Origin of the sequence: Pseudomonas sp. GD04091, from assembly GCF_029836165.1 — a bacterium.
GTDB lineage: Bacteria > Pseudomonadota > Gammaproteobacteria > Pseudomonadales > Pseudomonadaceae > Aquipseudomonas.
This window is the reverse complement of record NZ_JAOEBG010000001.1, coordinates 327,847-351,909: the sequence shown is the minus strand read 5'-3', so window position 1 is coordinate 351,909 and position 24,063 is coordinate 327,847. Positions and strand designations below refer to the sequence as shown.

General features: G+C 65.0%; 25 protein-coding genes. 15 read left to right on the top strand and 10 right to left on the bottom strand.

What is annotated here, in order from left to right; all coding sequences use genetic code 11:
* The first annotated feature begins 10 nt into the window (after positions 1-10).
* Complete coding sequence (locus N7422_RS01590; protein WP_279804809.1) at positions 11-784, top strand: class II glutamine amidotransferase; 774 nt, start codon at positions 11-13, stop codon at positions 782-784.
* Positions 785-793: 9 nt separating this feature from the next.
* Positions 794-1,315: a DUF2937 family protein gene (locus N7422_RS01585; protein WP_279804808.1), complete on the top strand. Its 522-nt coding sequence runs from the start codon at positions 794-796 to the stop codon at positions 1,313-1,315.
* Between the two features lie 10 nt (positions 1,316-1,325).
* On the opposite strand, the gene N7422_RS01580 is transcribed toward N7422_RS01585, so the two are convergent.
* Positions 1,326-2,237, bottom strand: a complete 912-nt coding sequence (locus N7422_RS01580; protein WP_279804807.1) for a LysR family transcriptional regulator — start codon at positions 2,235-2,237, stop codon at positions 1,326-1,328.
* 129 nt (positions 2,238-2,366) lie between these two features.
* Between N7422_RS01580 and N7422_RS01575 the strand changes: the two genes are divergently transcribed.
* The 4 genes from N7422_RS01575 to N7422_RS01560 are packed head-to-tail and all read left to right on the top strand — an operon-like array spanning position 2,367 to position 6,055.
* Entirely contained in the window at positions 2,367-3,653 is a 1,287-nt protein-coding gene (locus N7422_RS01575; RefSeq protein ID WP_279804806.1) for an MFS transporter, read from the top strand.
* 10 nt (positions 3,654-3,663) lie between these two features.
* Positions 3,664-4,443 (top strand): LamB/YcsF family protein, encoded by a 780-nt coding sequence (locus N7422_RS01570; protein ID WP_279804805.1) that lies wholly within the window; start codon positions 3,664-3,666, stop codon positions 4,441-4,443.
* Positions 4,440-5,135, top strand: coding sequence for a 5-oxoprolinase subunit PxpB (gene pxpB, locus N7422_RS01565; RefSeq protein WP_279804804.1), 696 nt, complete (start codon positions 4,440-4,442; stop codon positions 5,133-5,135). The genes N7422_RS01570 and pxpB overlap by 4 nt, the downstream gene beginning before the upstream one ends.
* On the top strand, positions 5,132-6,055 hold the full coding sequence (locus N7422_RS01560) for a biotin-dependent carboxyltransferase family protein (protein WP_279804803.1): 924 nt from the start codon (positions 5,132-5,134) through the stop codon (positions 6,053-6,055). The genes pxpB and N7422_RS01560 overlap by 4 nt, the downstream gene beginning before the upstream one ends.
* Positions 6,056-6,094: 39 nt before the next feature.
* Here N7422_RS01560 and N7422_RS01555 read toward each other — a convergent pair whose 3' ends face one another.
* The 3 genes from N7422_RS01555 to N7422_RS01545 all read right to left on the bottom strand — a co-directional run bounded on the left by N7422_RS01555 (position 6,095) and on the right by N7422_RS01545 (position 9,373).
* Complete coding sequence (locus N7422_RS01555; protein ID WP_279804802.1) at positions 6,095-7,273, bottom strand: VWA domain-containing protein; 1,179 nt, start codon at positions 7,271-7,273, stop codon at positions 6,095-6,097.
* A gap of 13 nt (positions 7,274-7,286) precedes the next feature.
* A complete protein-coding gene (locus N7422_RS01550; RefSeq protein WP_011535085.1) occupies positions 7,287-8,132 on the bottom strand; it encodes a MoxR family ATPase in 846 nt (281 codons plus the stop codon).
* Between the two features lie 167 nt (positions 8,133-8,299).
* Positions 8,300-9,373: a DUF748 domain-containing protein gene (locus tag N7422_RS01545; protein ID WP_279804801.1), complete on the bottom strand. Its 1,074-nt coding sequence runs from the start codon at positions 9,371-9,373 to the stop codon at positions 8,300-8,302.
* A 131-nt stretch (positions 9,374-9,504) separates the two neighbouring features.
* Here N7422_RS01545 and cysK point away from each other — a divergent pair, with 131 nt between their 5' ends.
* The 3 genes from cysK to N7422_RS01530 all read left to right on the top strand — a co-directional run bounded on the left by cysK (position 9,505) and on the right by N7422_RS01530 (position 12,838).
* On the top strand, positions 9,505-10,479 hold the full coding sequence (cysK, locus tag N7422_RS01540; RefSeq protein WP_279804800.1) for a cysteine synthase A: 975 nt from the start codon (positions 9,505-9,507) through the stop codon (positions 10,477-10,479).
* Positions 10,480-10,636: 157 nt separating this feature from the next.
* Complete coding sequence (locus N7422_RS01535; protein WP_279804799.1) at positions 10,637-11,572, top strand: aspartyl/asparaginyl beta-hydroxylase domain-containing protein; 936 nt, start codon at positions 10,637-10,639, stop codon at positions 11,570-11,572.
* A 384-nt stretch (positions 11,573-11,956) separates the two neighbouring features.
* A complete protein-coding gene (locus tag N7422_RS01530; protein WP_279804798.1) occupies positions 11,957-12,838 on the top strand; it encodes a DMT family transporter in 882 nt (293 codons plus the stop codon).
* Positions 12,839-12,877: 39 nt separating this feature from the next.
* On the opposite strand, the gene N7422_RS01525 is transcribed toward N7422_RS01530, so the two are convergent.
* Positions 12,878-13,753 carry a DMT family transporter gene (locus tag N7422_RS01525; RefSeq protein WP_279804797.1) on the bottom strand — a complete coding sequence of 292 codons (876 nt, stop codon included), beginning with the start codon at positions 13,751-13,753 and terminating at the stop codon, positions 12,878-12,880.
* Between the two features lie 167 nt (positions 13,754-13,920).
* Here N7422_RS01525 and aceK point away from each other — a divergent pair, with 167 nt between their 5' ends.
* Positions 13,921-15,636 (top strand): bifunctional isocitrate dehydrogenase kinase/phosphatase, encoded by a 1,716-nt coding sequence (gene aceK / locus N7422_RS01520; protein ID WP_279804796.1) that lies wholly within the window; start codon positions 13,921-13,923, stop codon positions 15,634-15,636.
* Positions 15,637-15,718: 82 nt separating this feature from the next.
* Here aceK and N7422_RS01515 read toward each other — a convergent pair whose 3' ends face one another.
* On the bottom strand, positions 15,719-16,579 hold the full coding sequence (locus N7422_RS01515; RefSeq protein WP_279804795.1) for a DUF6279 family lipoprotein: 861 nt from the start codon (positions 16,577-16,579) through the stop codon (positions 15,719-15,721).
* 130 nt (positions 16,580-16,709) lie between these two features.
* Here N7422_RS01515 and N7422_RS01510 point away from each other — a divergent pair, with 130 nt between their 5' ends.
* Entirely contained in the window at positions 16,710-17,546 is an 837-nt protein-coding gene (locus tag N7422_RS01510; RefSeq protein ID WP_279804794.1) for a S1-like domain-containing RNA-binding protein, read from the top strand.
* On the opposite strand, the gene N7422_RS01505 is transcribed toward N7422_RS01510, so the two are convergent.
* Positions 17,547-17,927: a hypothetical protein gene (locus N7422_RS01505; protein ID WP_279804793.1), complete on the bottom strand. Its 381-nt coding sequence runs from the start codon at positions 17,925-17,927 to the stop codon at positions 17,547-17,549.
* 192 nt (positions 17,928-18,119) lie between these two features.
* Positions 18,120-19,583 carry a right-handed parallel beta-helix repeat-containing protein gene (locus tag N7422_RS01500; RefSeq protein ID WP_279804792.1) on the bottom strand — a complete coding sequence of 488 codons (1,464 nt, stop codon included), beginning with the start codon at positions 19,581-19,583 and terminating at the stop codon, positions 18,120-18,122.
* Between the two features lie 238 nt (positions 19,584-19,821).
* Between N7422_RS01500 and N7422_RS01495 the strand changes: the two genes are divergently transcribed.
* The 3 genes from N7422_RS01495 (at position 19,822) to def (ending at position 21,685) form a co-directional block, all read left to right on the top strand.
* A complete protein-coding gene (locus N7422_RS01495; protein ID WP_023629533.1) occupies positions 19,822-20,001 on the top strand; it encodes a CsbD family protein in 180 nt (59 codons plus the stop codon).
* A 191-nt stretch (positions 20,002-20,192) separates the two neighbouring features.
* On the top strand, positions 20,193-21,152 hold the full coding sequence (locus tag N7422_RS01490; RefSeq protein ID WP_279804789.1) for a YihY/virulence factor BrkB family protein: 960 nt from the start codon (positions 20,193-20,195) through the stop codon (positions 21,150-21,152).
* Complete coding sequence (gene def, locus N7422_RS01485) at positions 21,149-21,685, top strand: peptide deformylase (protein ID WP_279804788.1); 537 nt, start codon at positions 21,149-21,151, stop codon at positions 21,683-21,685. Before N7422_RS01490 ends, def begins: the two co-directional genes overlap by 4 nt.
* Here the strand turns inward: def and N7422_RS01480 are convergent.
* On the bottom strand, positions 21,640-22,089 hold the full coding sequence (locus N7422_RS01480) for a GNAT family N-acetyltransferase (protein WP_279804787.1): 450 nt from the start codon (positions 22,087-22,089) through the stop codon (positions 21,640-21,642). The two genes, def and N7422_RS01480, sit on opposite strands and share 46 nt — an antisense overlap.
* Before the next feature lie 279 nt (positions 22,090-22,368).
* Between N7422_RS01480 and N7422_RS01475 the strand changes: the two genes are divergently transcribed.
* Entirely contained in the window at positions 22,369-22,626 is a 258-nt protein-coding gene (locus tag N7422_RS01475) for a DUF2790 domain-containing protein (protein WP_279804786.1), read from the top strand.
* Here N7422_RS01475 and N7422_RS01470 read toward each other — a convergent pair.
* Positions 22,617-23,981, bottom strand: a complete 1,365-nt coding sequence (locus N7422_RS01470) for a PLP-dependent aminotransferase family protein (protein ID WP_279804785.1) — start codon at positions 23,979-23,981, stop codon at positions 22,617-22,619. The genes N7422_RS01475 and N7422_RS01470 overlap by 10 nt on opposite strands.
* Between the last annotated feature and the right edge of the window lie 82 nt (positions 23,982-24,063).

Here is a 24,063-nt window from a genome sequence, read left to right as displayed (position 1 = left end):
AGCCGCGAGCATGTGTGAACTGCTGGGCATGAGCGCCAACGTCCCCACCGATATCGTCTTCAGCTTCACCGGCCTGATGCAGCGCGGCGGGCGAACCGGCCCGCACCGCGATGGCTGGGGCATCGGCTTCTACGAGGGGCGTGGCTTGCGCCTGTTCCAGGACCCGGCGGCGAGCAGCGAGTCGGAAGTGGCCAACCTGGTGCAGCGTTACCCGATCAAGAGCGAAGTGGTCATCGGCCATATCCGCCAGGCCAACGTCGGCAAGGTCTGCCTGTCCAATACCCATCCGTTCGTGCGCGAGCTGTGGGGCCGCAACTGGTGCTTCGCGCACAACGGCCAACTGGGTGAGTTCAGTGGCCAGCGCACCTTCTACCGCCCGGTCGGCGACACCGACAGCGAGGCCGCCTTCTGCGACCTGCTCAACCGGCTGCGCGAAGCCTTCCCGGAACCGGTCGAGGTCGAGCAGTTGCTGCCGGTGCTGGTCGAAGCCTGCAGCGGTTATCGCGGCAAGGGTGTGTTCAATTGCCTGCTCAGCGACGGTGACTGGCTGTTCTGCTTCTGCTCGACCAAACTGGTGCACATTACCCGCCGCGCGCCGTTCGGTGCGGCGCGGCTCAAGGATGTCGACCTGATCGTCGACTTCCACACGCAAACCACGCCCAATGACGTGGTCACGGTGATCGCCACCGAGGCCCTGACCGAGAACGAGACCTGGAACCGCTACGAGCCGGGTCAATGGGGCCTGTGGCGTCATGGTGAGTGCGTCGCCCACGGACAGAGCTAAGGACGCGGCATGTTCAGAAGTTACCTGCGGTTGCTGTTGTTCACCCTCGGCCTGTTGGCCGGTATCCAGGTGCCAGGGTTGGTCAAGGACTACAGCCAACGGGTCGAGGCGCACCTGCTCGAGTCGCGCCAGGCGCTCGACGGTTTCCGCCAGACCGCCCAGCGCTTCTTCAAGGGTGATCTGCAGGCACTGGTGCGTCACTACCGTACCAGTGACGATCCGGTGTTCAACAGCGATGCCAACAGCATCGAGAGCCTGCTGATCCGCAACCAGCTGCTCGAGCAGGAGTGGCAGGCCTTGCAAGGTTCCTGGGTGAGCCGCACCTGGCATGTGCTGGTGCGGCCGGAGCCGGCGCTGCGCGAGGAGACGCTCAAGGGCTACAGCTACCAGATCCTGCTGGTGCCCGAGGCGATCGGCTGGGGAATCGGCGCTGGATTCGTGCTGGCATTGGTGGTCGAGAGCCTGCTGTTGGTTATCGGCTGGGTGATACTTGGCGGGCGGCGCAAAGCGGTGAAGGAGAGCTGGCGCTAGCGCCGGCCCTTCACACCAGCACGATCCGCTGTCCCCCCACATCCTGCGCATAGCGCCCCAGCACCTGGCGACACACCGCCACCACCTCATCGACCAGCACCACGCCGGTCTGCCAGGCCACCACCAGCTCCAGGCTCGGCGGTGGCTGCAAGCCCTCCAGCAATACCAGTTCCCCGCGATTCAATTCGCCATCCACCAGCGCCGGCGGCAGCGCGCCGATGCCGAAACCGTCGCGCAGCAGGCGGGTGATCGCCGCCACCGAGTTCACGCAGTTCAGGCGGGGCGCCTCTACCCCGGCGGCCTGCAGCAGGCTGAGCACTTCCTGATGGGGGCGTGAGTTCTTTGAAAACGTGACGATCCGCTCGCGAGCCAGCTCCGCCAGCGAGGCGTAGTCGCGATGGTGCGGCGAGCCGGCGGCGACGATCCAGCCCATGGGATAGCGGGCCAGGTCGTGGCTGCGAATGGAGGGCTCGCGCAGCAGGTCGGTCTGCAGGATCACGTCGAGAAAGCCCTTGTGCAGCTGTTCACGCAGGTTCAGCGCGGTATCGGCCACCAGCTCGATCTCCACCTGCGGGTAACGCTCGCCCAGCTCCGCCACCAGCGCGCTCATCCAGGTGTGGATGACAGTGTCCATCACCCCCAGGCGGATGCGTCCGGTCTTGGCCCGGTCGCTGTCCAGCGACTGTTTCATGGCCTTGGCGGTCTCGAGCATGCGCTCGGCGTATTCCAGCACCTTGCCGCCCTCCGGCGTCAGGCTGACCCCGCGCGAGTCGCGCAGCAGCAGTTTCACCCCCAGGTCGGCCTCCAGCGCGGCGATGCGGCTGGAGACCGAGGCCTGGGTGGTGAACAGCTTCTCGGCGGTGAGGCGGAAGCTCTTGAGTCGGGCGACCCAGACGAAGGTTTCGAGAAAGCGAAGGTTCATGATCAGTTTTTCTTGTTCCAGACCGGAGGTTTTTCTCGTTGGACGCCCGCTGCGCGGCCTCTGAACATGACGCACAGGCCGCGACGCCCGACGTCGCCCGTAAAACAATACCAACAAGCCGAGGCAACCATGAACCCGACCGGCGTGCAGCAGCAGGCCCCCGCCCGACCATCGAGCGGCCCCTTCGCCTGGTACCGCGACATCGATTCCCAGCAACGACGCACCTTCTGGAGCTGCAAGATCGGCTATGGCCTGGACGGCATGGACACCCAGATGCTGAGTTTCGTCATCCCCACCCTGATCCTGATCTGGGGCATCTCCACCGCCGAAGCCGGGCTGATCCACACCAGCACCCTGATCGCCTCGGCCCTGGGCGGCTGGATCGCCGGTATCCTCTCCGACCGCATCGGTCGTGTGCGCACCCTGCAGTTGACGGTGCTGTGGTTCGCCTTCTTCACCTTCCTCTGCGGCTTCGCCCAGAACTACGAACAGCTGCTGATCGCACGCACCCTGATGGGCTTCGGCTTCGGTGGCGAATGGACCGCTGGCGCGGTGCTGATTGGCGAGGTGATCCGGGCCCAGGACCGTGGCAAGGCGGTGGGCATGGTGCAGTCGGGCTGGGCCATCGGCTGGGGCCTGACGGCGATCCTCTATGCCTTGCTGTTCTCCTGGCTGCCGGCCGAGCAGGCCTGGCGAGCGCTGTTCCTGCTGGGCTTGCTGCCGGCGATCTTCGTCATCTTCGTGCGCCGCCTGGTCAAGGACCCGGAGGTCTACCGCGAAGCCAAGGCGGTAGAGAAGGCCGAGGCGCCTTCGCACTTCTACGAGATCTTCGCCCCCGGCATGCTGTGGATCACGGTACGGGCCTCGCTGTTGACCACCGGCGCCCTGGGCGGCTACTACGCCATCACCTCGTGGCTGCCGACCTTCCTCAAGAACGAGCGTGGCCTGAGCGTGCTGGGCACCGGTGGCTACCTGGCCATGGTGATCGTCGGCTCCTACATCGGCTATGTGGTCAGCGCATACCTCTGCGACCTGCTGGGACGACGCAAGAACTTCATCCTGTTCGCCGTGGGCTCGTTCGTCATCGTCCTGCTCTACACGCAGGTGCCGGTCAGCGATGGGGTGATGCTATGGCTGGGCTTCCCGCTGGGCTTCTTCGCCTCGGGCATCTTCAGCGGCATGGGGTCGTTCCTCACCGAGCTGTTCCCCACCCGCATCCGCGGCTCGGGGCAGGGTTTCTGCTACAACATCGGCAAGGTCATCGCGGCGCTGTTCCCCCTGCTGATCGGCCTGCTGGGCGAGAAGGTGCCACTGGGGCTGGGCATCGGCGCGTTCGCCGCGGTGTCCTATGGCGTGGTGATCCTGGCGGCCCTGAGCCTGCCGGAAACACGCGGCAAACAGCTCCAGGCGCGCTAAGGTAGGCAGCATGAACATCGAGATGGAGATCCGCCAGGTGAAACGCCTGCTACTCAATTGCGACATGGGCGAGAGCTTCGGCAACTGGCGCATGGGCCAGGATGCCAAGGTCATGCCGTTCATCGACTGCGCCAACATCGCCTGTGGCTACCATGCCGGCGACCCGTCCACCATGCGCCGCACCGTGGCCCTGGCGCTGGAGCACCGGGTGGCCATCGGCGCGCATCCGGCCTATCCGGACCTGATGGGGTTCGGCAGGCGTTCCATGGCGTGCAGCAGCGATGAGATCCGTGACCTGCTGCATTATCAGATCGGTGCCCTGGATGGCATCTGCAAGGTGCTCGGCGGCCGTGTCGCCTACATCAAGCCCCATGGCGCGCTGTACAACGACATGATGGCCAACCCGGACATCCTGCGCACCGTGCTCGAAGCCGTGGCGGCGTTCGACGCCGACCTGCCGTTGATGCTCATGGCCACCGCCGACGACAGCGCTGCCCAGGCACTGGGGGACGAGATCGGCGTGCCGCTGTGGTTCGAGGCTTTCGCCGACCGTGGCTACACCGCCAGCGGCCACCTGATGTCGCGACGGTTGCCCAACGCGGTGCATCACGATCCGGCGCTGGTGGTCGAGCAGGCCTTGCGCCTGGCCAAGGGGGAGGCCCTGCTGGCCGACGACGGCAGCGAGGTACGGCTGAACGCCAGCACCCTGTGCGTGCACGGTGACAATGACGGTTCGGTGGCCGCCGTGCGCCAGATCCGCCAAGCCCTCGATGCATGGGAGCAAGCATGACGCCACGTATCGAGGTCGTGGCCATCGACAGCCTGATGGTGCGCCTGTTCGACGCCATCGACGAAGGCAACATGCCGTGGATCCTTGCCGCCAGCCAGCGTTTGCGGGCCGTGTTCGGTGGCAGCCTGGTCGACCTGGTGCCGTCCTACACCACGCTGATGGTGCAGTTCGACCTGGCGCCGGGCGAGGCGCGCCAGCGCATCCTGCAGGCCTTCGAGGGCTTGCGGCCGGATGCCGGCAATGCCGGGCGTCGGCACGAGATACCCGTCTGGTACCACGCCAGTGTCGGCCCCGAGCTGCCGCTACTGGCAGCGCGCAGCGGGTTGAGCGAGGCCGAGGTGGTCAGCCTGCACAGTGGGCGCGACTATCCGGTCTTCGCCCTGGGCTTCGCGCCCGGTTTCGGCTTCATGGGGCTGGTCGACGAGCGCCTGGCGACGCCACGCCTGAGTACCCCGCGCAAACGCGTGGCTGCAGGCAGCGTCGGCATCGCCGAGCGCCAGACCGCCGCGTATCCAGCGGTATCGCCTGGCGGCTGGAACCTCATCGGCCGCACGCCGGTGCGTCTGTTCGACCGCGAACGCGAAGGTTACAGCCTGCTGCAACCAGGGGATCGCGTGCGCTTCGTGGCCGTGGGCCACGCAGAATTCATCAGTCTGGGCGGTGACGACAGCCCGTTGGAGGTCCAGGCATGAGCCGCTTGAGAATCGAAGCCAGCACGCCGCTGTGCCTGTTGCAGGATGCCGGGCGTTTCGGCGTCAGGCACTTGGGCGTGACCCAGGGCGGCGCGCTGGACTGGGTCGCGATGCGCTGGGCCAACTGGCTGTTGGGTAATGCCCTGGACAGCGCTGTGGTGGAGATCGCCCTCGGCGGGTTCAGCGTGGTTGCCGAGCAGGATTGCGTGCTGGCGCTGACCGGAGCCGACCTGGATGCGCGAGTCGATGAGCAGCCGTTGGCGCCGTGGCGCAGCTTGCGCCTGGGCAAAGGCCAGCGCCTGACGCTGCGCCAGCCGCGTCATGGGGTACGCGCCTATCTGGCGGCACCGGGCGGGTTCCTGGGCGAGGCGGTGCTGGGAAGTTGCGCCACCGTGGTCAGGGAAGAGCTGGGTGGGGTGGACGGCCATGGCCGGGCGTTGGTGAAAGGGGAGGTGTTGCACGCTGCCGGGGCGATCGCTGGGCAAGCCCGCTCCCACGTGCCAGAAGAACAGCGCCCGATGTACATGGGAAAGCCTGTGCTGGACCTGGTGATGGGCGCGCAGATCGGTGACTTCGGCGGAACCAGCCTGTTCGAGGCGTTCAATCATGACTGGACTCTGGATAGCCGTGCCGACCGCATGGGGATCCGCCTGCTGGGGCCGCAATTGGTCTATCAGGGCGCACCGATGATTTCCGAAGGCATTCCCCTTGGGGCGGTGCAGGTGCCGCCGGACGGGCAGCCGATCGTGCTGCTCAACGACCGGCAGACCATAGGCGGTTATCCGCGACTGGGGGCATTGACGCCGTTGGCGCTGGCGCAGTTGGCGCAGTGCATGCCGGGGGCGGCCGTGCGGTTTCGGGCGGTGGTGCAGGATGAGGCGTGGCGGGAGCAGCAGGCTTACCTGACGCGCTGGGCATGAAGGTCCCGGCCCCGCGACAGGGCCGGTCCTGAAAATGCATCACTTGGACAGGTAGCGCATCCCGTCTTCCAACCCCTGCAAGGTCAGCGGGTACATCTTGTCCTCGATCAGGTCGCGCACCAGGTGGGTCGAGGCCGTGTAGTCCCAGGCCTGCTTCGGATACGGGTTGATCCAGATGATCTTCCTGAACTTCTCCATGAAGCGCTGCATCCACACGTACCCGGCTTCTTCGTTCCAGTGCTCGACGCTGCCACCCGGCTGGGTGATTTCGTAGGGCGCCATGGCCGCGTCGCCGACGAAAATCACCTTGTAGTCGTCGCCGTACTTGTGCAGCAGGTCGAAGGTGGAGAAGCGTTCGGAGGTGCGACGCAGGTTGTTCTTCCACACCGATTCGTAGATGAAGTTGTGGAAATAGTAGTACTCCAGGTGCTTGAACTCGGTCTTGCAGGCCGAGAACAGTTCCTCACACACCTTCACATGGGCGTCCATCGAACCGCCGATGTCGAACAGCAACAGCAGCTTCACCGTGTTGCGCCGCTCGGGGCGCATCTGGATGTTCAGCAGGCCCGCGTCCCGGGCGGTATGGTCGATGGTGCCGTCGATGTCCAGCTCCTCGGCGGCGCCTTCGCGGGCGAACTTGCGCAGGCGACGCAGGGCCAGCTTGATGTTGCGCGTGCCCAGCTCGACCTGGTCGTCGAGATTCTTGTACTCGCGCTGGTCCCACACCTTCACCGCCTTGCCCTGGCGCTTGCCGGCCTCGCCCACGCGGATGCCCTCGGGGTTGAAGCCGCCGGAGCCGAACGGGCTGGTGCCGCCGGTGCCGATCCACTTGTTGCCGCCGGCATGGCGTTCCTTCTGCTCCTCGAGGCGCTTCTTGAACTCCTCGATCAGCTTGTCCAGGCCGCCCAGGGACTGGATCTGCGCCCGTTCCTCGTCGGTCAGTGAACGCTCGAACTCCTTGCGCAGCCAGTCGTCGGGAATCAAGGCCTCGATATGCCGGTCGAGGTTTTCCAGGCCCTTGAAGTAGGCAGCGAACGCGCGGTCGAACTTGTCGAAATGGCGCTCGTCCTTCACCAGGATGGCCCGGGCCAGGTAGTAGAACGCGTCCATGTCGGCGAACACCACGCCCTTTTGCAGAGCGTGATGCAGGTCGAGCAGCTCGCGCACCGACACCGGTACCTTGGCCGCGCGCATTTCATTGAACAGGTTGAGCAGCATGGCCCGGCTCCTGTCAGCGGTTGCCGCGCCGGCTCATGAACGCCAGGCGCTCGAGCAGCTGCACGTCCTGCTCGTTCTTGACCAGGGCCCCGGCCAGTGGCGGGATGGCCTTGGTCGGATCGCGCTCGCGCAGCACCGCTTCGCCGATGTTGTCGGCCATCAGCAGCTTGAGCCAGTCGACCAGCTCGGAGGTGGACGGCTTCTTCTTCAGGCCCGGCACCTTGCGTACGTCGAAGAACACATCCAGCGCCTCGCTGACCAGCGACTGGCTGATGTTCGGATAGTGCACGTCGACGATCTGCTGCAGCGTGGCGCGGTCGGGGAAGGCGATGTAGTGGAAGAAGCAGCGCCGCAGGAAGGCGTCTGGCAGCTCTTTCTCGTTGTTGGAGGTGATGATGATGATCGGGCGCTGTTTCGCCTTGATGGTCTCATCGATCTCGTAGACGTAGAACTCCATCTTGTCGAGTTCCTGCAACAGGTCGTTGGGGAATTCGATGTCGGCCTTGTCGATCTCGTCGATCAGCAGGATCACCCGCTCGTCGGCCTCGAAGGCCTCCCACAGCTTGCCTTTCTTCAGGTAGTTGCGCACGTCGTGGACCTTGTCCACGCCCAGCTGCGAGTCGCGCAGGCGGCTGACCGCGTCGTACTCGTACAGGCCCTGGTGAGCCTTGGTGGTGGACTTGATGTGCCAGGTGATCAGGCGCGCGCCGAAGGAGGCGGCCAGTTGCTCGGCGAGCATGGTCTTGCCGGTGCCGGGTTCGCCCTTGACCAGCAGCGGGCGCTCCAGGGTGATGGCCGCGTTGACCGCCAGCTTCAGGTCGTCTGTGGCGACGTAGTCGCGGGTGCCTTCGAACTTCATGGAGCCATCCTCTATGGGTGCCAGTACCGGCCCTTTCGCGGTCTTGCCCGCGAAAGGGCCGATTCGGACAACATCTGTCTGTGATTTGTCCGCGACTATAACCCTGTGCCCGGTGCCTGCAAACGCAGACCAGGTATTCAGTCCCTGAATGGTCCGTCACTCAGGGTTCAGTCGGATTCGGGCGGTGGCTGCTCGTACCGTGCGTTGAACGCCTGGACGAAACCGTTGCGCAGGATCTGCAGGAACGCCTCGAAGGCGCTGATATCCTGCTTGTGCACGCTGCCGCTGAGCTCCACACGGGTGGCGAACTGGTTCTTCGGCTGGTTCTTCAGCACGGTCTCGGTGGCACCTACCAGGGCCTCCCATACCGAGCGCAAGAAGCCCTTGTCCTGGTCTTCCACGTCCTGCTGCCAGTTGAACACGTCGACATCGCGCAGCAGCGGCTTGATATAGCCCCTGAGTCGGCCGTTCTCGGCCTCGGCTTCGATCACCACATCGCCATGCCCGGCGTTGAAGTCGAACTTGCCGTAGGCGCTGGCGAAGTCGTTGAGCTTGCGCAGTTCGACGCCGGTGACGCGCAGGCGGAACTGGAAGTCATCGAAGTCGCTGAACGGGTCGAACGTGGCACGGCTCTCCACCCTGGCATCGCCCAGCAGCAGGGCGGTGGCGTCGAAGCTGGCATCGCGCCGACCTTTTTCGTCGCGCACGTTGGTCAGGTTGCGGATGCTGGCGTCGAGCTGGGTCGCCTTGAGGTCGACCGGTGGCTTGGAGGTGAAATTGCGAAAGGTCAGGGTGGCGTTGTCCACCCGAACCTCGTTCAGGGTGATCGGCAGCAGTTTTCCCAGCTGCTGGCGCCAGTCGGTACCCTGACCGGTCTGCGAGTTCTGCCGGTTACCGCCGTCGACGAAGTTCAGTTCGGGGCGCTGGAAGGTCACTTCGGCCACCACGGCCCGGTCATGCCACAGCGCGTGCCAGCTGACCGACAGATCGATCAGTGGCGCGTTCAGGAACGGCACGGGGACTTTGCCCGTGGTCTTGACGATCTTCAGGCCGTTGATCTGGTAGGCGCCGCGCCACCATGCCAGGTCCACGTCGCTGACCTGGCCACGATAGTCGCCCATGTCGGCCAGCTTGTCGTTGAGGTAGTCGCGCACGAGGGAGGGCAGGGCCAGGTGCAGGGCCAGCAGCAGCACGATCAGGCTGGCCAGGCCGACCAACGGCCAGCGATACCGAGCTTTCATCGAGGTTCTCCGAAGCGGGTTGTGCGGTTGACCACCAGCTGCTTCGCCGAGTTCGAACGGGCTTTACGCCCCCCGGCTGCAGGCTTACCCTCATGGTTTTCCCTGCTCTTTCATGTTCAAGGACCCCTGCCATGAGCCGTATCTACGCAGACAACGCCCACTCCATCGGCAATACACCACTGGTGCAGATCAACCGCATCGCCCCGCGCGGGGTGACCATCCTGGCCAAGATCGAAGGGCGCAACCCGGGCTACTCGGTGAAGTGCCGGATCGGCGCGAACATGGTCTGGGACGCCGAGAGCAGCGGCAAGCTCAAGCCTGGCATGACCATCGTCGAACCGACGTCGGGCAACACTGGCATCGGCCTGGCGTTCGTCGCTGCCGCCCGGGGCTACAAGCTGATCCTGACCATGCCGGCGTCGATGAGCCTGGAGCGGCGCAAGGTGCTCAAGGCCCTCGGCGCCGAGCTGGTGCTCACCGAGCCCGCCAAGGGCATGAAGGGCGCCATCGAGAAGGCCAACGAGATCGTCGCTGGCGACCCAGCGCAGTATTTCCTGCCGGGGCAGTTCGACAACCCGGCCAACCCGGCGATCCACGAAAAGACCACCGGCCCGGAAATCTGGAACGACACCGACGGCGCCGTCGACGTATTGGTGGCGGGCGTTGGTACCGGCGGCACCATCACTGGCGTTTCGCGCTACATCAAGCACACCCAGGGCAAGTCGATCCTCAGCGTGGCGGTGGAGCCGGTGAGTTCGCCGCTGATCAGCCAGACCCTGGCCGGCGAGGAGCTCAAGCCCAGCCCGCACAAGATCCAGGGCATCGGCGCGGGCTTCGTGCCGAAGAACCTCGATCTGTCGATCGTCGACCAGGTCGAGACGGTGACCGATGAGGAGTCCAAGGCCATGGCCATTCGCCTGATGCAGGAGGAGGGCATCCTCTGCGGCATTTCCTGTGGCGCGGCGATGGCAGCGGCGGTGCGCCTGGCCGAGAAGCCGGAGATGCAGGGCAAGACCATCGTGGTGATCCTGCCGGATTCGGGGGAGCGCTACCTGTCGAGCATGCTGTTCAGCGATATGTTCAGCGAGCAGGAGAACCAGCAGTAGGCGACTGGCGGCAAGCTGCAAGTCAAAGGCATGGCCGCATTGACGCGGATCAGCTCCAGGCTTGCCGCTTGCAGCTTCTGGCTTGCAGCGGCTCCTGATGGGTTTATCATGTCCGGCTATCCGGGGATGGCCTGATTTCCCCTCCAAGGAGTGTTGCATGACCTTTTCCTTCCTCGCCAAGGCGGGTGTCCTGCTGGTGTTCTTCGCCAGCGTGCTGTTCGTGCACCTGCGCGGCAAGGCACGCCTGCCGGTACTGCGCCAGTTCGTCAACCATTCGGCGCTGTTCGCTCCCTACAACAGCCTGATGTACCTGTTCTCCGGCGTGCCCTCCAAGCCTTACCTGGACCGCCAGCGCTTCCCCGAGCTGGATGTGTTGAAGGACAACTGGCAAGTGATCCGCGAAGAGGCCATGCGCCTGTTCGACGAGGGTTACATCCGCGCCGCGGAAAAAGACAACGATGCCGGCTTCGGTTCGTTCTTCAAGAAGGGCTGGAAGCGGTTCTACCTGAAGTGGTACGACAAACCGCTGCCGTCGGCGCAAATGCTCTGCCCGAAGACCGTCGAACTGGTCAGCGGCATCCCCAACGTCAAGGGCGCGATGTTCGCGCTGTTGCCCGGCGGCAGCCACCTGAACCCGCACCGCGATCCGTTCGCCGGCTCCCTGCGCTACCACCTGGGCCTGTCCACGCCGAATTCGGACAACTGCCGCATCTACGTCGATGGCCAGCCCTACGCCTGGCGCGACGGCGAGGACGTGATGTTCGACGAGACCTTCGTGCACTGGGTCAAGAACGAGACCGACGTCACCCGGGTGATCCTGTTCTGCGACATCGAACGTCCGCTCAACAGCCCGTTGATGACCCGCATCAACCGCAAGGTCAGCGCTTTCCTCGGCCGCGCCACCGCGCCGCAGAACACCGATGACGAGCGTGTCGGCGGGATCAACCAGGCCTATGCCTGGAGCAAGCGCTTCAGCAATGTCATCAGCACCCGGGTCAAGCAGTTCAAGCGCGCCAATCCCAAGGCCTACCGCATTCTGCGGCCGGTGCTGGCGGTCGTCGTCGCCTACGCGCTGTACCGCTGGCTGTTCTGATCCGGTTGCGCAAGCCTGCTCCCTTTCCAGGTGGGAGCGGGCTTGCCTCGTGATTGTTCCCCCGTTATATTCCGAAACACTATCTTCCCAAGAAGACCTGTTCATGCCAGCCATCCCTTCCACCACTGCCTACGTTCTCGCGCCTGTCGCGGGCGTGGTCGTGCGTGGTAGCCAGCAGCCGGCCATGATCAGTCACTACCCACCACCTGTCAGTGGCGTCGTAGGCGGCGTAGCTCCGCCTCCTTGCGCAGTCGTGGTGTTGGGCTGATCGGCCGCTGGCCGCATCCCCACCGCACTCGCAACCTACTGAACACGGTCGGCTATCTCCTCGATATGCGATAGGCCCTCCGTACGGCTCATTTGCCCGTATACAGGTGGCAATACATGTCTGTCTTTTCCAAAGCATCCGTGGCCTCGGCGGCCACCACCAGCCTGTTCGTCCTGCTGTGGAGCAGCGGGGCGATCGTCTCCAAACTCGGCCTGGCCCAGGCCAGTCCCTTTGCCTTTCTCCTGCTGCGTTCGGCGTTGGCCCTGGCCGGCCTGCTGCTGATCGGCCCGCTGCTGGGGCTGCGCTGGCCGCGCAGTCGCAGCGGCATCCTGCGTGCCTTGGGCACCGGTTGCGTGCTGTTGGGCGCCTACCAGATCTTCTACCTGCTGGCGTTGAACACCCATGTCACGCCTGGCGTCATGGCCACGGTCATGGGCGTGCAGCCGATCCTCACCGTGGTGCTGATGGAGCGCCAGCGTTCCTGGAGCCGGATGTTCGGCCTGGGCCTGGGGCTGTGTGGGCTGGTGATGGTGGTCTACCAGGGCATCAATATTGGCGGGGTTTCGCTGGCGGGAATGCTGTTTGCCCTGCTGGCGTTGGCCAGCATGACCTTGGGCTCGATCCTGCAGAAGCGCATCACCGACAACCCCATGGGCACCTTGCCGTTGCAGTACATGGCGGGTTTTGCCCTGTGCGCGGTGTTCGCGCCGCTGCAACCGCTGCATGTCGAATGGAACGCCAGCTTCGTCGGCGCGCTGCTATGGATGGGCTTGGTGGTCTCGCTGCTGGCCACGCTGTTGCTGTATCGGCTGATCGCCCGGGGCAACCTGGTCAATGTCACCAGTCTGTTCTACCTGGTGCCGGCGGTGACGGCGGTGATGGACTTCATCATCTTCGGTAACCGCCTGGCGCCGTTGAGCCTGCTGGGAATGGGGCTGATCGTGGTGGGACTGTTGTTCGTGTTCCGCAAGCCGGCCATGCGTACGGCCCAAGCGTGAAACTGCAACGTGGGAGCGGGGCAAGCCCGCCCCCACGTGTCACGCTCGTGCCGGGCGCAGCACCAGCCACAATGCCGCCCCGATCAGCAGGCCGCCGTACAGGTGCGCCATCGACAGCGGCTCATCCAGCAGCCAGGCCCCCCACAGCACGCCGAACACCGGGATCAGGAAGGTCACGGTGCTGGCCTTGACCGGCCCGATCTCGTTGAGCAGACGGAAATACAGGATGTAGGCGAACGCCGTGCACAGCAGGCCCAGGCCGAGCAGCGACAGCCACACCTGCCAGCCGCCCCAGCTTGCTGGCGGTTGGGTCAGGGCGCTCCAGGCGAACAGCGGGGTCAGCAGCAGGGTGGCGCCGAGCATGCTGCCCAGGGCCGACAGGCGGCTGTCCAGCGTACCGACCCAGCGCCGTGCCAGAAAACCTGCGACGCCATAGCAGGTGGTCGCCGCCAGGCAGGCCAGGGCGCCTTGCACCAGGGCCATGTCCAGCGCCACTGGGCCGGCGCCACTGAGAATACCGACGCCGAACAAGCCAAGGAAGATTCCGCAGAGCTTGGGCAGGGTCATCGCTTCACGAAAGAACAATGTGCCGATCAGCACGCCCATCAGCGGTGTGGTGGCGTTGAAGATCGCCGAATAGCCGGCCGGCAGCACCTGCGCCGCCACGGAATAGAAAGTGGCCGGGATCCCCGAGTTGATCATGCCCAGCACCAGGCAGGCGCCCAGCTTGCCCTCGAAGTCCCAGCGCACGCGGGCGGCGGCGAGAATGGCCACCAGCCCCAGGCAGGCGATCGACACGCGCAAGAACGCCGTGGGTACGGTGCCCAGTTCCGGAGCGATGATGCGCATGAACAGAAAGCTTGCGCCCCAGACAGCGGCGAGGGTCAGCAGGCGGGCAAGGGCGATGGGGCTCACGGGTGGTCTCCGGCGGTGGGGCAGGGGCGCGAGTGTACGTCAGTGGGCAAGCGGGATTCTTGTGCTTTCTTGCTGTGTAAGCCTGATCGTGGGGCACGCTCACACAGCCTGCGAACCGCTTGCGGACGACTAAGCTGTCTAACTCCACATGCCTCGAGATCCAGCGCATGACTCAACCCTGGCCCGCCGTCGATATCGCCCGGATGATCCTCGACGGCTTCGACGATTACCGCGAGCATTTCCGGCGCATCACCCTGGGTGCCCGCGAGCGCTTCGAGCAGGCGCGCTGGCAGGATATCCAGCACGCGGCGGCGGCACGCATCACGCTCTACGAAGAGAAGGTCGCCGAGGTCAATGGCTGGCTGCACAGGGCATTCGACGCCGCCGTGCTGCTCGACGTCGAGCAGTGGCCGCTGGTCAAGAATGCCTACATCCGCCTGATCGATCCTCGCCTGGACGACGAGCTGTCCGAGACCTGGTACAACTCGCTGTTCTGCAGCCTGTTCAGCCACGACCTGATCAGCGACGGCTGCATGTTCATCCACACCACCCGCCCGTCCATGCGCGGCCACGAGCGTGCGGCCCAGACCCGCACCTATGCGCTGGGTGGTGGGCTGAAGGGGCTGTTGCGGGCGATCTTCGCCGATTATGCGTTCAGCGTGCCGTACGGGAACCTGGATGGGGATCTGGCGCGCCTGGAGGAACAGCTGCGTGAATGCCTGCCCGACTGGGTATGCAAGGACCCGACGCTGGCCGTGGAGCTGTTCACCCCCGTGCTCTATCGCAACAAAGGCGCCTATCTGGTCGGCCGCCTGTATACCCCCGAGGAGCAGTGGCCGCTGGTGATTCCGCTGCTGCACCGCGAAGGCCATGGCATCGAGGCCGATACGCTGATCACCGACGAGGCGCAGGTGTCGATCATCTTCTCCTTCACCCGCTCGTACTTCATGGTCGATGTGCCGGTGCCGGCGGAGTTCGTCAATTTTCTCAAGCGCATCCTGCCGGGCAAGCATATCGCCGAGCTGTACACCTCGATCGGCTTCTACAAGCACGGCAAGTCGGAATTCTACCGGGCGTTGATCAACCACCTGGCCAACAGTGACGACCGCTTCGTCATGGCACCCGGGGTGCGCGGGATGGTGATGAGCGTGTTCACCCTGCCGGGCTTCAACACCGTGTTCAAGATCATCAAGGACCGCTTTTCGCCCTCGAAGACCGTCGACCGCGCCACCGTGATCGAAAAGTACCGTCTGGTGAAAAGTGTCGACCGCGTCGGGCGTATGGCCGACACCCAGGAGTTCGCCGATTTTCGCTTCCCGCGCGGCAAGTTCGACCCTGATTGCCTGGCCGAGCTGCTGGAGGTGGCACCTTCGACCGTGGCGCTGGAAGGCGATACGGTGCTGATCCGCCACTGCTGGACCGAGCGGCGCATGACGCCGCTCAACCTGTATCTCGAACAGGCCAGCGAGGCCCAGGTGCTCGAGGCGCTGGAGGACTACGGACTGGCCATCAAGCAGTTGGCGGCGGCGAACATCTTCCCGGGCGACATGCTGCTGAAGAACTTCGGCGTCACCCGCCATGGTCGGGTGGTGTTCTATGACTACGACGAGATCAGCTTCCTTACCGAGGTCAATTTCCGGCATATCCCGCCGCCGCGCTATCCGGAGGACGAGATGTCCGGCGAACCGTGGTATTCCATCGGACCGCATGACGTGTTCCCCGAGGAGTTTCCACCGTTCCTGTTCGCCGATATCGGCCAGCGCCGCTTGTTCAGCCGCCTGCATGGTGAGCTGTACGACGCCGATTACTGGAAAGGGTTGCAGGAGACGATCCGGGCAGGGAAGGTGATCGATGTATTCCCGTACCGGCGCAAGGGGCGTTAGGTCGTAGCTCAGAACCTGCATGCGCTTGCCCGGCTCGCTCCCACAGGATTCCGCCAGATCAACGGGTGAGCGCGGGATGGCCTCAGCCTTTCAGGCACTTGAGCTCACTGAAGTCCGCCCGCACCTTGCTCAGGCGTTGCTGCAGTAACTGGCGCTGCGCCGGGCTGCTCTGTCTGATCAGGTCCACCAGCAGACTGCGCGCCTGCTGCTCGGTGTTCTGAAACGCCTGGCGGTACTCCGGCGTCCACAGGCTCTCCTTGCGTTGCAGCAACTGTGCGAGGCGGGGTTCGAAGGCGGGGGTGGCGCGCTGGTCCATCGCCAGCACCAGCTGCTGCTGCCAATGGGCGCGGTTGGCGATCCACTGGCGGTTCTGGTCGCCCAGCGCCTGGGACCAGCTCATCACCCGCAGGCGTTGCTCGGCGCTGAGCTCGCCCAGCCAGGGCTCGAGACGCTTGCGCATGCGCGTGGCGCGATTGTCGATCTGCTTGGCCAAAGGCGTATCGACGTACTCCTTCTGGCGCTTGTCGATGTCTGCGCGAAAGGCCTGGCGCATCTCGGCGACCTGCTGATCGCTCATGCCACGCAGCAGCTCGGCGGCGGATGGGGTGATCGCCTCGGTGACACGGCCGACCGCCTGGCGTGCCTCGGCGGTGCGCTGTTGCAAGGCCTCATCGGTCACCGCGTCGTTGGCGACCATCAGCCGCACCCGGTCGAGCCAGTCTAGGTAACCGGGCAGTTGGGTCTTGCAGTGCCAGGCCAGATGCGCCTTGAGCCGTTCGTCGAGCAGCCGCTTCTGTTCGCGGTTCATGTCCAGGTAATCATCCAGCGACCACGGCACCAGGCGGTCGAGGTTGCGGTAGGCCAGGTCGATGCGGCTGCAGGCCGTCAGGGCCAGGGCGAAGCCGATGACGAGTAGCAGGGCGTGGGTCAGGCGTAGGGGCATGAGCGAATCCTTGCACGGGCTGGCCAGGCGGTGGACGCAAGGTGGGCCCGATGGTTCCTTCGCATGCGCGCTCGGGCGATCGGGCGGGTCAGGTGTTAGAATAGCCGCCTTGTCTTGAGGATCTTCGGAAATGGCTCTGCTTGGGCGTTACAACAGTTTGCAAATCGTGAAACACGTGGAATTCGGCCTGTACCTGGACGGCGGCGCCGATGGCGAGATCCTCCTGCCACGGCGTTACTTCCCCAAGGATGCCGAGCTCGAGCTGGACGACTGGCTCAACGTGTTCATCTACCTCGACAGCGAAGACCAGCTGATCGCCACCACCGAGAAACCGAAGATGCAGGTCGGCGAGTTCGCCAGCCTCAAGGTCAAGGACATCAACGGCGCGGGCATTTTCCTCGACTGGGGCCTGTCGAAAGACCTGTTGATGCCCTATTCGGAAGAGTCCCGCCCGCTGAAGATCGGCGACTACTGCGTGGTCCACGCCTACCTGGACAAACGCACCCGGCGCATCACCGCCACCGCCAAGCTGGACCGCTACCTGGACCTCACGCCGGTCGACTACAAGGTCGGCCAGCCGGTCGAGCTGCTGGTGGCCGGCGAGACGCCGATGGGCTTCAAGGCGATCATCAACAACCGCCACTGGGGCCTGATCCACAAGAACGAGGTGTTCAAGTTCCTGCGCTCGGGCATGCACGAGAAGGGCTTCATCAAGGAAGTGCGGGCCGACGGCAAGATCGCCCTGAGCCTGCAACCGGTGGGCCAGGCCCTGGCCGACGGCCTGCACGAGCAGATCATGCAGCGCCTGGAGGCCAATGGTGGGGTGTTGCCGGTGTGCGACAAGAGCGATCCGGCGGTGATCAGCCAAATGTTCAATGTCAGCAAGGGCAACTTCAAGAAAGCCATCGGCGCGCTGTTCAAGCAGGGCCGGATCGTCATCCATGATGATCGCATCGAGCGGGCCTGATCAGGCCTGCACGAAGGTGCTGAAGTCCAGTTGCTCGCCACCCGGGCGGGTATCGCGCAGCAGCGAGTCGCGGTCGGCGCTCAGGGCCAGGCTGATGGTCGAGCGACGCTTGCCGGGATTGCGCACTTCCATCTGCTCCTGGTGAGCGCGCAGGAAGTTGGTCGGCACCTTCAGGTGCTGCAGCGCATCGGTTTGCGGGGTGTGCAGCAGCAGATTGACCCAGTCGGGCTGGCCTTTGCGCAGCAGCGCCACCGGCACTTCGAACCACCACAGGTTGCGCTTGTTGTCGAGGATGGCGAACAGGGTGTTGTCGCGGTTGAGCACCGGCCGGGTCAGCGCTTCGTTGCGGCGGGCGATGGCGGTGGGTTTGTCGAGTTTCATGCAGGTTCCTGCGGGTTGACGCCAGAAGGGCCCGACATTGTGCGGGGTGGCGTGGGGCGGGGCAAGGTTTGCTGTCTGTATCGCCTGTGCCGGCCGCTTCGCGGGTAAACCCGCTCCCACAGCGACCGCACTGATCTTGAGCCATGCGCCATTGCTGTGGGGGAAGCCGTGGCTGCGCGGAGGTCAGTCGCCTCAGCGATGAATGGGCAGGCTCAGTGCCGAAGTCGCACCGTCGGCCGTCGTCACGGTCGCGGTGAAACTGCGCAGTCCATCGGCCTGCTCCAGTGCCTGGGCGAAGCGCGCCATGCCCTGGGGGTCGCTGTTGACCAGCACCTCGCCGAGGTACTGCTCGGCCTCACCCCCCTCCAGCGAGGCATTGCCGAACAGCTCGACCCGCAACAGGCTCGACGCCGGGCCCTGCAGCTCGCCGCGCAGCACGTTGCCCTCGATGCCGGTCAGCCGTGGCGGCTGCTGGTTGTGGTTGGGCAAGGGCTGGCACGGCGCGGGTTGGCCGTTGGCATCGCAGATGATCGCCTGGTCCTTCTTCGGCAGATCGGCGCCGACACCCCGCGAACCCACATACAACGCATGGGCCTGGGCAGGCACTGCGAAGACGATGGCCCCGGTATGTTGGTCCGGCACGCAGGAGCCGCCGGCCTCGCAGCGGCGGATGTCCTGGCTGTTGCCCCAGATGCGGTTGGCGGTCAGCCGCGTGGCGGTCACCTCCGGCTCCGGGCGCAGCGCCACGCCGATGCGATTGCCATGGATCAGGTTGCCGTCCAGCACGTTGCCGTCGCCGGTGACGCTGACGCCAATGGAGTTGCCGCTGAAGGTGTTGGCGGCCAGGTAGTTGCGTTTGCCCCAGTTGATCTGCAGGCCGTCGGAGTAGTTCTCGAAGCGGTTGCGCACCACGCTGTTGTCGTTGCCCAGCAGGATCTCGATGCCCTGGGAGGGCTCGGGATTGGCGCTGGTGGAGCGGAACAGGTTGTCGGCGACCAGGTTGAACGCCGCGCCACGGGTCAGCTCCAGACCATCGCCGTTGTCGAGCAGCTGGTTGCGCAGGACCTTGTTGTTGTTCGTGGTGGTGGCGGTCGGATTGCCGGCGCCATCGTCGCCCGTGAGCATGATCCCGGCGCCGCCCTTGTTGGCGACGATGCGGTTGTCTTCGATGACGTTGTGGCTGGCGCGATTGACCAGGATGCCAATGCAGAAGTTGCGCACCTCCAGCCCCCGGATATGCACGCCCTGGGTGTCACGCAGCACCAGGCCTGGGTTGGTGGTGGTGCGGACGTTGGTGCCGAACTGGCCGGGCAGGGCGCCTGGGCAGGTCCGCACACCCTGGTCCTTGATGTAGGCGGAGCCATCGATGGCGATGTACTGGCCGTCGCGCGCCCAGGCCAGCCCGTTGAGACTGACCGGCCCCTTGATCTCGGGGAGCGCGCGGGACGGACGGATCACGTACGGCGGCTGGCCGACGGCGGCGATGTCGATCCGGTAGTGGCCGGGGTTCTGGTTGCTGGTCTCGATGACCCAGCGCAGGGTGCCGGGCTGGCCATCGTCGGCGTAGCGGTCGACGGTAAGGGTTTGCGGTGCGGTGGCGTGGGCGTACAGGGGGAGCAGCGGCAGCAGGGCGGCCAGCACAGGCAAGAGGCGCATCGGAGGAATTCCACTGACTGTTGTTTTTATGCAGCGCTATCGAGGAGCGCTTGTCTGGGCGGGATTCTAGGGGAGCAGGCGGCTGCCGCGGCGTTGCCACTACCGATTCGGTGCGATATTCGCCCGCTGTTTACCGTTCGGCTGGCGACGCGCGAAACATTTGAAACTCCGCTGAATGGCCATGGGTCGATCAGGTGTCGACACGATTTCCCGTGTCTTTCTTGCAAGGAGACATCCCATGAGTGGCACCAAGGACAAAGCGAAGGGCCTGGCCAACGAGGCCGTGGGCAATATCAAGCAGGGCGTCGGCAAGGTGACCGACAACGACAAGTTGCGCGCCGAAGGCAAGGCCCAGGAGCTCAAGGGCGAGGCGCAGCAGGCGGTGGGCAAGGTCAAGGACGCCGTCAAGAAGCCTTGACCGCGCCCGTGTCAGCGCGGGGCAAGCCCGTTCTCACGCGCGTTGTGGGAGCGGGCCTGCCCCGCGATTTTTTTGCCGCCGCACGCAGCAGCCACAGTTGCCGCGTGGTCTATTAGACTTGTCTGCATCGACAAGGCCTTCCCCATGCTGTTGGCCAGCCCCATGACGATCAAGCGGCGAAAGGAGACGCTATGATTTTCCCCGACCTGCGCGGCCTGCCCCTGCACCGTGTGCTGGTGCGCACCGTCAAGGAATTCCTCGACGACGAGATGTCCACCTATGCCTCCGCGCTGGCCTACCAGATGCTGTTCTCGCTGTTCCCCTTCCTGCTGTTCCTGATCGCCCTGATCGGTTTCCTGCACCTGCCGGACTTCTTCTCCTGGCTGCGCCTGCAGTCGGAGCTGGTGCTGCCACCCCAGGCGCTGGAACAGGTCAACCCGGTGATCGACCAGCTGCAGCAATCCAAGGGTGGGTTGTTGTCGGTGGGTATCGTGATTGCCCTGTGGACCGCCTCGGCGGGCGTGCGCCTGATGATGAGCGCGATGAACGCCGCCTATGACGTGCCGGAGGGGCGCCCGGTGTGGAAGCGCATCCCGCTGTCGATCATCTACACCGTCGGTATCGCCGGCATGTTGCTGGCGGCCGCCGCGCTGATGGTGCTGGGGCCGCAGGTGATGGAGTGGATCGCCGCCCAGGTGGGGCTGCAGGAAGCCGTCGTCTTCGTGTGGACCGTGCTGCGCTGGCCGGCCATCATCATTCTGATGATGGTGGCGGTGGCGCTGATCTACTACGTGATGCCCGATGTGAAACAGAAATTCCGTTTCATCACCCCGGGCTCGGTACTGGCGGTGGTGGTATGGATCGTCGCGTCACTGGGCTTTGCCTATTACGTGAAGACCTTCGCCGACTACAACGCCATGTATGGCAGCATCGGGGCGATCATCGTGCTGTTGCTGTACTTCTACATTTCCGCCGCCGTGCTGTTGCTCGGGGCGGAGATGAACGCGGTGATCGAGCACATGTCGGCCGAGGGCAAGAACCCTGGCGAGAAGGACTTCGCGGGCGAGCAACGCAAGGAGACCATCACCGTGCTCGGCCACGAGCATCCGGTAGAATCCGATCCCCAGCCATCCGAGCCGAGTCCCCGATGATCCGAGACATCCTGAAGATGGGCGACGAACGCCTGCTGCGCATCGCGCCCCCTGTTCCCGAGCACATGATCGGCAGTGCCGAGCTGCAGCAACTGATCGACGACATGTTCCAGACCATGGCCCATGTCGGCGGTGTCGGCCTGGCCGCGCCGCAGATCGGTATCGACCTGCAGCTGGTGATCTTCGGCTTCGAGCGCAGCGAGCGCTATCCGGACGCCGAGCCGGTCCCCCGGACCATCCTGCTCAACCCGGTGATCACGCCGCTGGCCACGGAAGTCGAGGATGGCTGGGAGGGCTGCCTGTCGGTGCCGGGCCTGCGTGGCGTGGTACCGCGCTACAAGCACATCAGCTACTCGGGCATCGACCCGCAGGGCAAGCCGATCACCCGCTTCGCCGATGGCTTCCACGCAAGGGTGGTGCAGCATGAGTGCGATCACCTGATCGGCCGCTTGTACCCCTCGCGGATCCAGGATTTCAGCAAGTTCGGCTACACCGAAGTGCTGTTCCCCGGGCTTGACGTGGCCGACGACTGACCCCGCACCATCGCCACCAGGGTTTTGCCGCGCTGGTAGCGGGCCAGGCGCGAGGCGAGCATCTCGGGCAGGGTGGTTGCCGGGGTGAAGGCCAGGCGCTGGTAGAACCGCACCAGGTCCGGATGGCAGAACAGCCAAGTCGCAGTAGCGGCGTCACCCAGCGCGGTTTCGACCAGCCGCGAGGCGACCTGCTGGCCGCGCCACGACGGCGCGACGAACAGGCCGGTCAGCCATTGGCCGCCGGCCATGGGCGTGAGGTTCATTCCCGCGACGATTTCTCCGGCACGGGCCACCCACTGCTGGCCGTCGCCTGCGGCGCGCATGCGCGAGCCATGCTGGCGGTAGAACTGCTCCAGCAGGCGGCGCTGGAGGGAGGGCAGGTGGGTGCAGGTCAGTGGCGGCATGGGGTTCACAGAGTCACGATGGAGCCCATCCTGAGGCTCGAGCAGGCCGATTTCGGCGCACGCTTTGTCGCAGATTGTTGCAAATCCGGCAAGGGTGAATGTCCGACTTTGGGGTTCAACTATTCCATCCCGGGAGTAGACTTTTCCTCATCCCCCCAGCAGTACGAGAAAGCGGGATCGGTACTTCGTGTCATCTTCGCAGTCGATGACAACTTCTCCGCGCCATTGACGGCATCAGAAGTCACGCGATCAGCTTGATAGCCATCAAGGTCGATATCCATGAAAGCCCTACTGATTCTTGCATTGGTCGGTATGTCCTCGTTCGCCCTCGCCGAGGAGGCCAAGACCGCCGCCAACCCACCGGTGGTCGAGCAGTACGACTATTCCACCAACCTCGACATCAAGCGTGTCATCAGCCTGTCGACCATCCCCGACGTCTGCGAAGTGGTGCCCGCCACCATGACCTACGAAGACCACCAGGGGCAGGTGCATGTCCTGCAGTACCGGGCCATGGGCGAGGGTTGCCGTCAGGGTTGATTGCCTGTCACGCATCGCAGGCGTGCCTGCGATGCGGCTGATACGATCTCCAGCCCTTGCTTCAACAGCGCGCGGCTCGCTGCCGCCGACAGGCTGATGCGCACCGCCTGAACCGCCTGTGTGCCAATGGCGAACACGCTGGCCGGCACGATTTCCACAGCGTGTTCCCGGCAGGCGCTGACCAGTGCCTCGGTGTCCCCTGGCACGGTGAGCCAGGCATGGGGCGAAGGCATACCCTCCAGCATGGGGAACAGGGCGCGGGCCAGCCGCCAGCGTTCCTCGGTTTCCCGCCGTTGCCAGGCCAGGCGTCGTGCCGCCGTGCCGTCGCCGAGCCACTGGCAGGCGATGTGCAGGGTCAGCGGCGACACCGGCCAGTGCGTCGCCTGGGTGTAGGGGTCGACCTGCCGCAGCCATTCGGGGCTGGCGGCAATCCAGCCCAGGCGCAGGCCGGCGGCGACGGTCTTGGACAGACTGCCAACCAGGATCCCGCGTCCTTCGAGCAGGGGATGAAGCGGTGCATGGTCGCTCAGCGCGCCATACACGTCGTCCTCGATCAACAGCAACCGGTGCCGCCTGACCACCTCGGCGATGGCCTGACGCCGCGCCTCGCTCATGCAGGCTCCGGTGGGGTTGTGCAGGGTAGGCGTGGCGATCACGATCCGAGCACCGCTGGCGCGGGCCACGCGATCCAGTTCCTCCGCACGCAAGCCTTGCGCGTCCAGGGCCACGCCGTGGACCGGCAGGCGCAACTGGCGACACGCGGCCTTGATGCCGGGTGCGGTCAGGGCTTCGACCATCACCGGCTCGCCCGGCTGGCACAGCGACTGCAGGACGAGGGCCAGTGCCTGCTGGGCGCTGCCACAGAGCAACAGGTCGTCCGCCGACAGCTCCAGGCCGCGATTGGCCAGCCAGCGAGCTACCTGGATGCGTCCGAGCAGCAGTTGCTCGGGGCCGGGGTAGTGATCGAGCAGGGTGTCCTGGCCTTGCCCCAGCAGGGTGCGCAGGCTGTTGTTGAAATCCTGATTGTGCGGGTCGACCGCCGGCACGTTGGTCGACAGGTCGATTACCTGGCGTTGCCGGTCTCGCTGCTTGAGGCGAAACAGCGTCGCCTCCTTGCTGCTGGCCAGCACATAGGTGCCGCGGCCCACTTCCCCTGCCACCAGATGCCGCGCGGCCGCTTCCCGATAGGCCTGCTGCGTGGTGCTGGGGTTCAGGCCCAGCGCCCAGGCCAGGCGACGCTGGGGTGGCAGGCGCTCGCCCACCTTCAGCTCGCCCTGCTCGATGGCGGCGGCGATGGCCTCGACCAACGCCAGGTAACGCGGCTGGTGGGTGTCGGGCAGGGTCGGGATCCACACGAAATTGCCTCCCATGCAATATAAGCTTGGACCCATACAATGCCCGGCACGTAGGATCGGTTCAACCCCACACCGATGAAGG

What these genes read in the sequence shown, in the direction of transcription:
- pxpB (WP_279804804.1), top strand. Translation starts at nt 4,440, where the DNA reads ATGACGCCACGTATCGAGGTCGTGGCCATCGACAGCCTGATGGTGCGC.
- cysK (WP_279804800.1), top strand. Translation starts at nt 9,505, where the DNA reads ATGAGCCGTATCTACGCAGACAACGCCCACTCCATCGGCAATACACCA.
- N7422_RS01545 (WP_279804801.1), bottom strand. Translation starts at nt 9,373, where the DNA reads ATGAAAGCTCGGTATCGCTGGCCGTTGGTCGGCCTGGCCAGCCTGATC.
- N7422_RS01580 (WP_279804807.1), bottom strand. Translation starts at nt 2,237, where the DNA reads ATGAACCTTCGCTTTCTCGAAACCTTCGTCTGGGTCGCCCGACTCAAG.
- N7422_RS01570 (WP_279804805.1), top strand. Translation starts at nt 3,664, where the DNA reads ATGAACATCGAGATGGAGATCCGCCAGGTGAAACGCCTGCTACTCAAT.
- N7422_RS01475 (WP_279804786.1), top strand. Translation starts at nt 22,369, where the DNA reads ATGAAAGCCCTACTGATTCTTGCATTGGTCGGTATGTCCTCGTTCGCC.
- N7422_RS01585 (WP_279804808.1), top strand. Translation starts at nt 794, where the DNA reads ATGTTCAGAAGTTACCTGCGGTTGCTGTTGTTCACCCTCGGCCTGTTG.
- aceK (WP_279804796.1), top strand. Translation starts at nt 13,921, where the DNA reads ATGACTCAACCCTGGCCCGCCGTCGATATCGCCCGGATGATCCTCGAC.
- N7422_RS01505 (WP_279804793.1), bottom strand. Translation starts at nt 17,927, where the DNA reads ATGAAACTCGACAAACCCACCGCCATCGCCCGCCGCAACGAAGCGCTG.
- def (WP_279804788.1), top strand. Translation starts at nt 21,149, where the DNA reads ATGATCCGAGACATCCTGAAGATGGGCGACGAACGCCTGCTGCGCATC.
- N7422_RS01535 (WP_279804799.1), top strand. Translation starts at nt 10,637, where the DNA reads ATGACCTTTTCCTTCCTCGCCAAGGCGGGTGTCCTGCTGGTGTTCTTC.
- N7422_RS01575 (WP_279804806.1), top strand. Translation starts at nt 2,367, where the DNA reads ATGAACCCGACCGGCGTGCAGCAGCAGGCCCCCGCCCGACCATCGAGC.
- N7422_RS01510 (WP_279804794.1), top strand. Translation starts at nt 16,710, where the DNA reads ATGGCTCTGCTTGGGCGTTACAACAGTTTGCAAATCGTGAAACACGTG.
- N7422_RS01515 (WP_279804795.1), bottom strand. Translation starts at nt 16,579, where the DNA reads ATGCCCCTACGCCTGACCCACGCCCTGCTACTCGTCATCGGCTTCGCC.
- N7422_RS01550 (WP_011535085.1), bottom strand. Translation starts at nt 8,132, where the DNA reads ATGAAGTTCGAAGGCACCCGCGACTACGTCGCCACAGACGACCTGAAG.
- N7422_RS01480 (WP_279804787.1), bottom strand. Translation starts at nt 22,089, where the DNA reads ATGCCGCCACTGACCTGCACCCACCTGCCCTCCCTCCAGCGCCGCCTG.
- N7422_RS01590 (WP_279804809.1), top strand. Translation starts at nt 11, where the DNA reads ATGTGTGAACTGCTGGGCATGAGCGCCAACGTCCCCACCGATATCGTC.
- N7422_RS01495 (WP_023629533.1), top strand. Translation starts at nt 19,822, where the DNA reads ATGAGTGGCACCAAGGACAAAGCGAAGGGCCTGGCCAACGAGGCCGTG.
- N7422_RS01490 (WP_279804789.1), top strand. Translation starts at nt 20,193, where the DNA reads ATGATTTTCCCCGACCTGCGCGGCCTGCCCCTGCACCGTGTGCTGGTG.
- N7422_RS01555 (WP_279804802.1), bottom strand. Translation starts at nt 7,273, where the DNA reads ATGCTGCTCAACCTGTTCAATGAAATGCGCGCGGCCAAGGTACCGGTG.
- N7422_RS01560 (WP_279804803.1), top strand. Translation starts at nt 5,132, where the DNA reads ATGAGCCGCTTGAGAATCGAAGCCAGCACGCCGCTGTGCCTGTTGCAG.
- N7422_RS01530 (WP_279804798.1), top strand. Translation starts at nt 11,957, where the DNA reads ATGTCTGTCTTTTCCAAAGCATCCGTGGCCTCGGCGGCCACCACCAGC.
- N7422_RS01500 (WP_279804792.1), bottom strand. Translation starts at nt 19,583, where the DNA reads ATGCGCCTCTTGCCTGTGCTGGCCGCCCTGCTGCCGCTGCTCCCCCTG.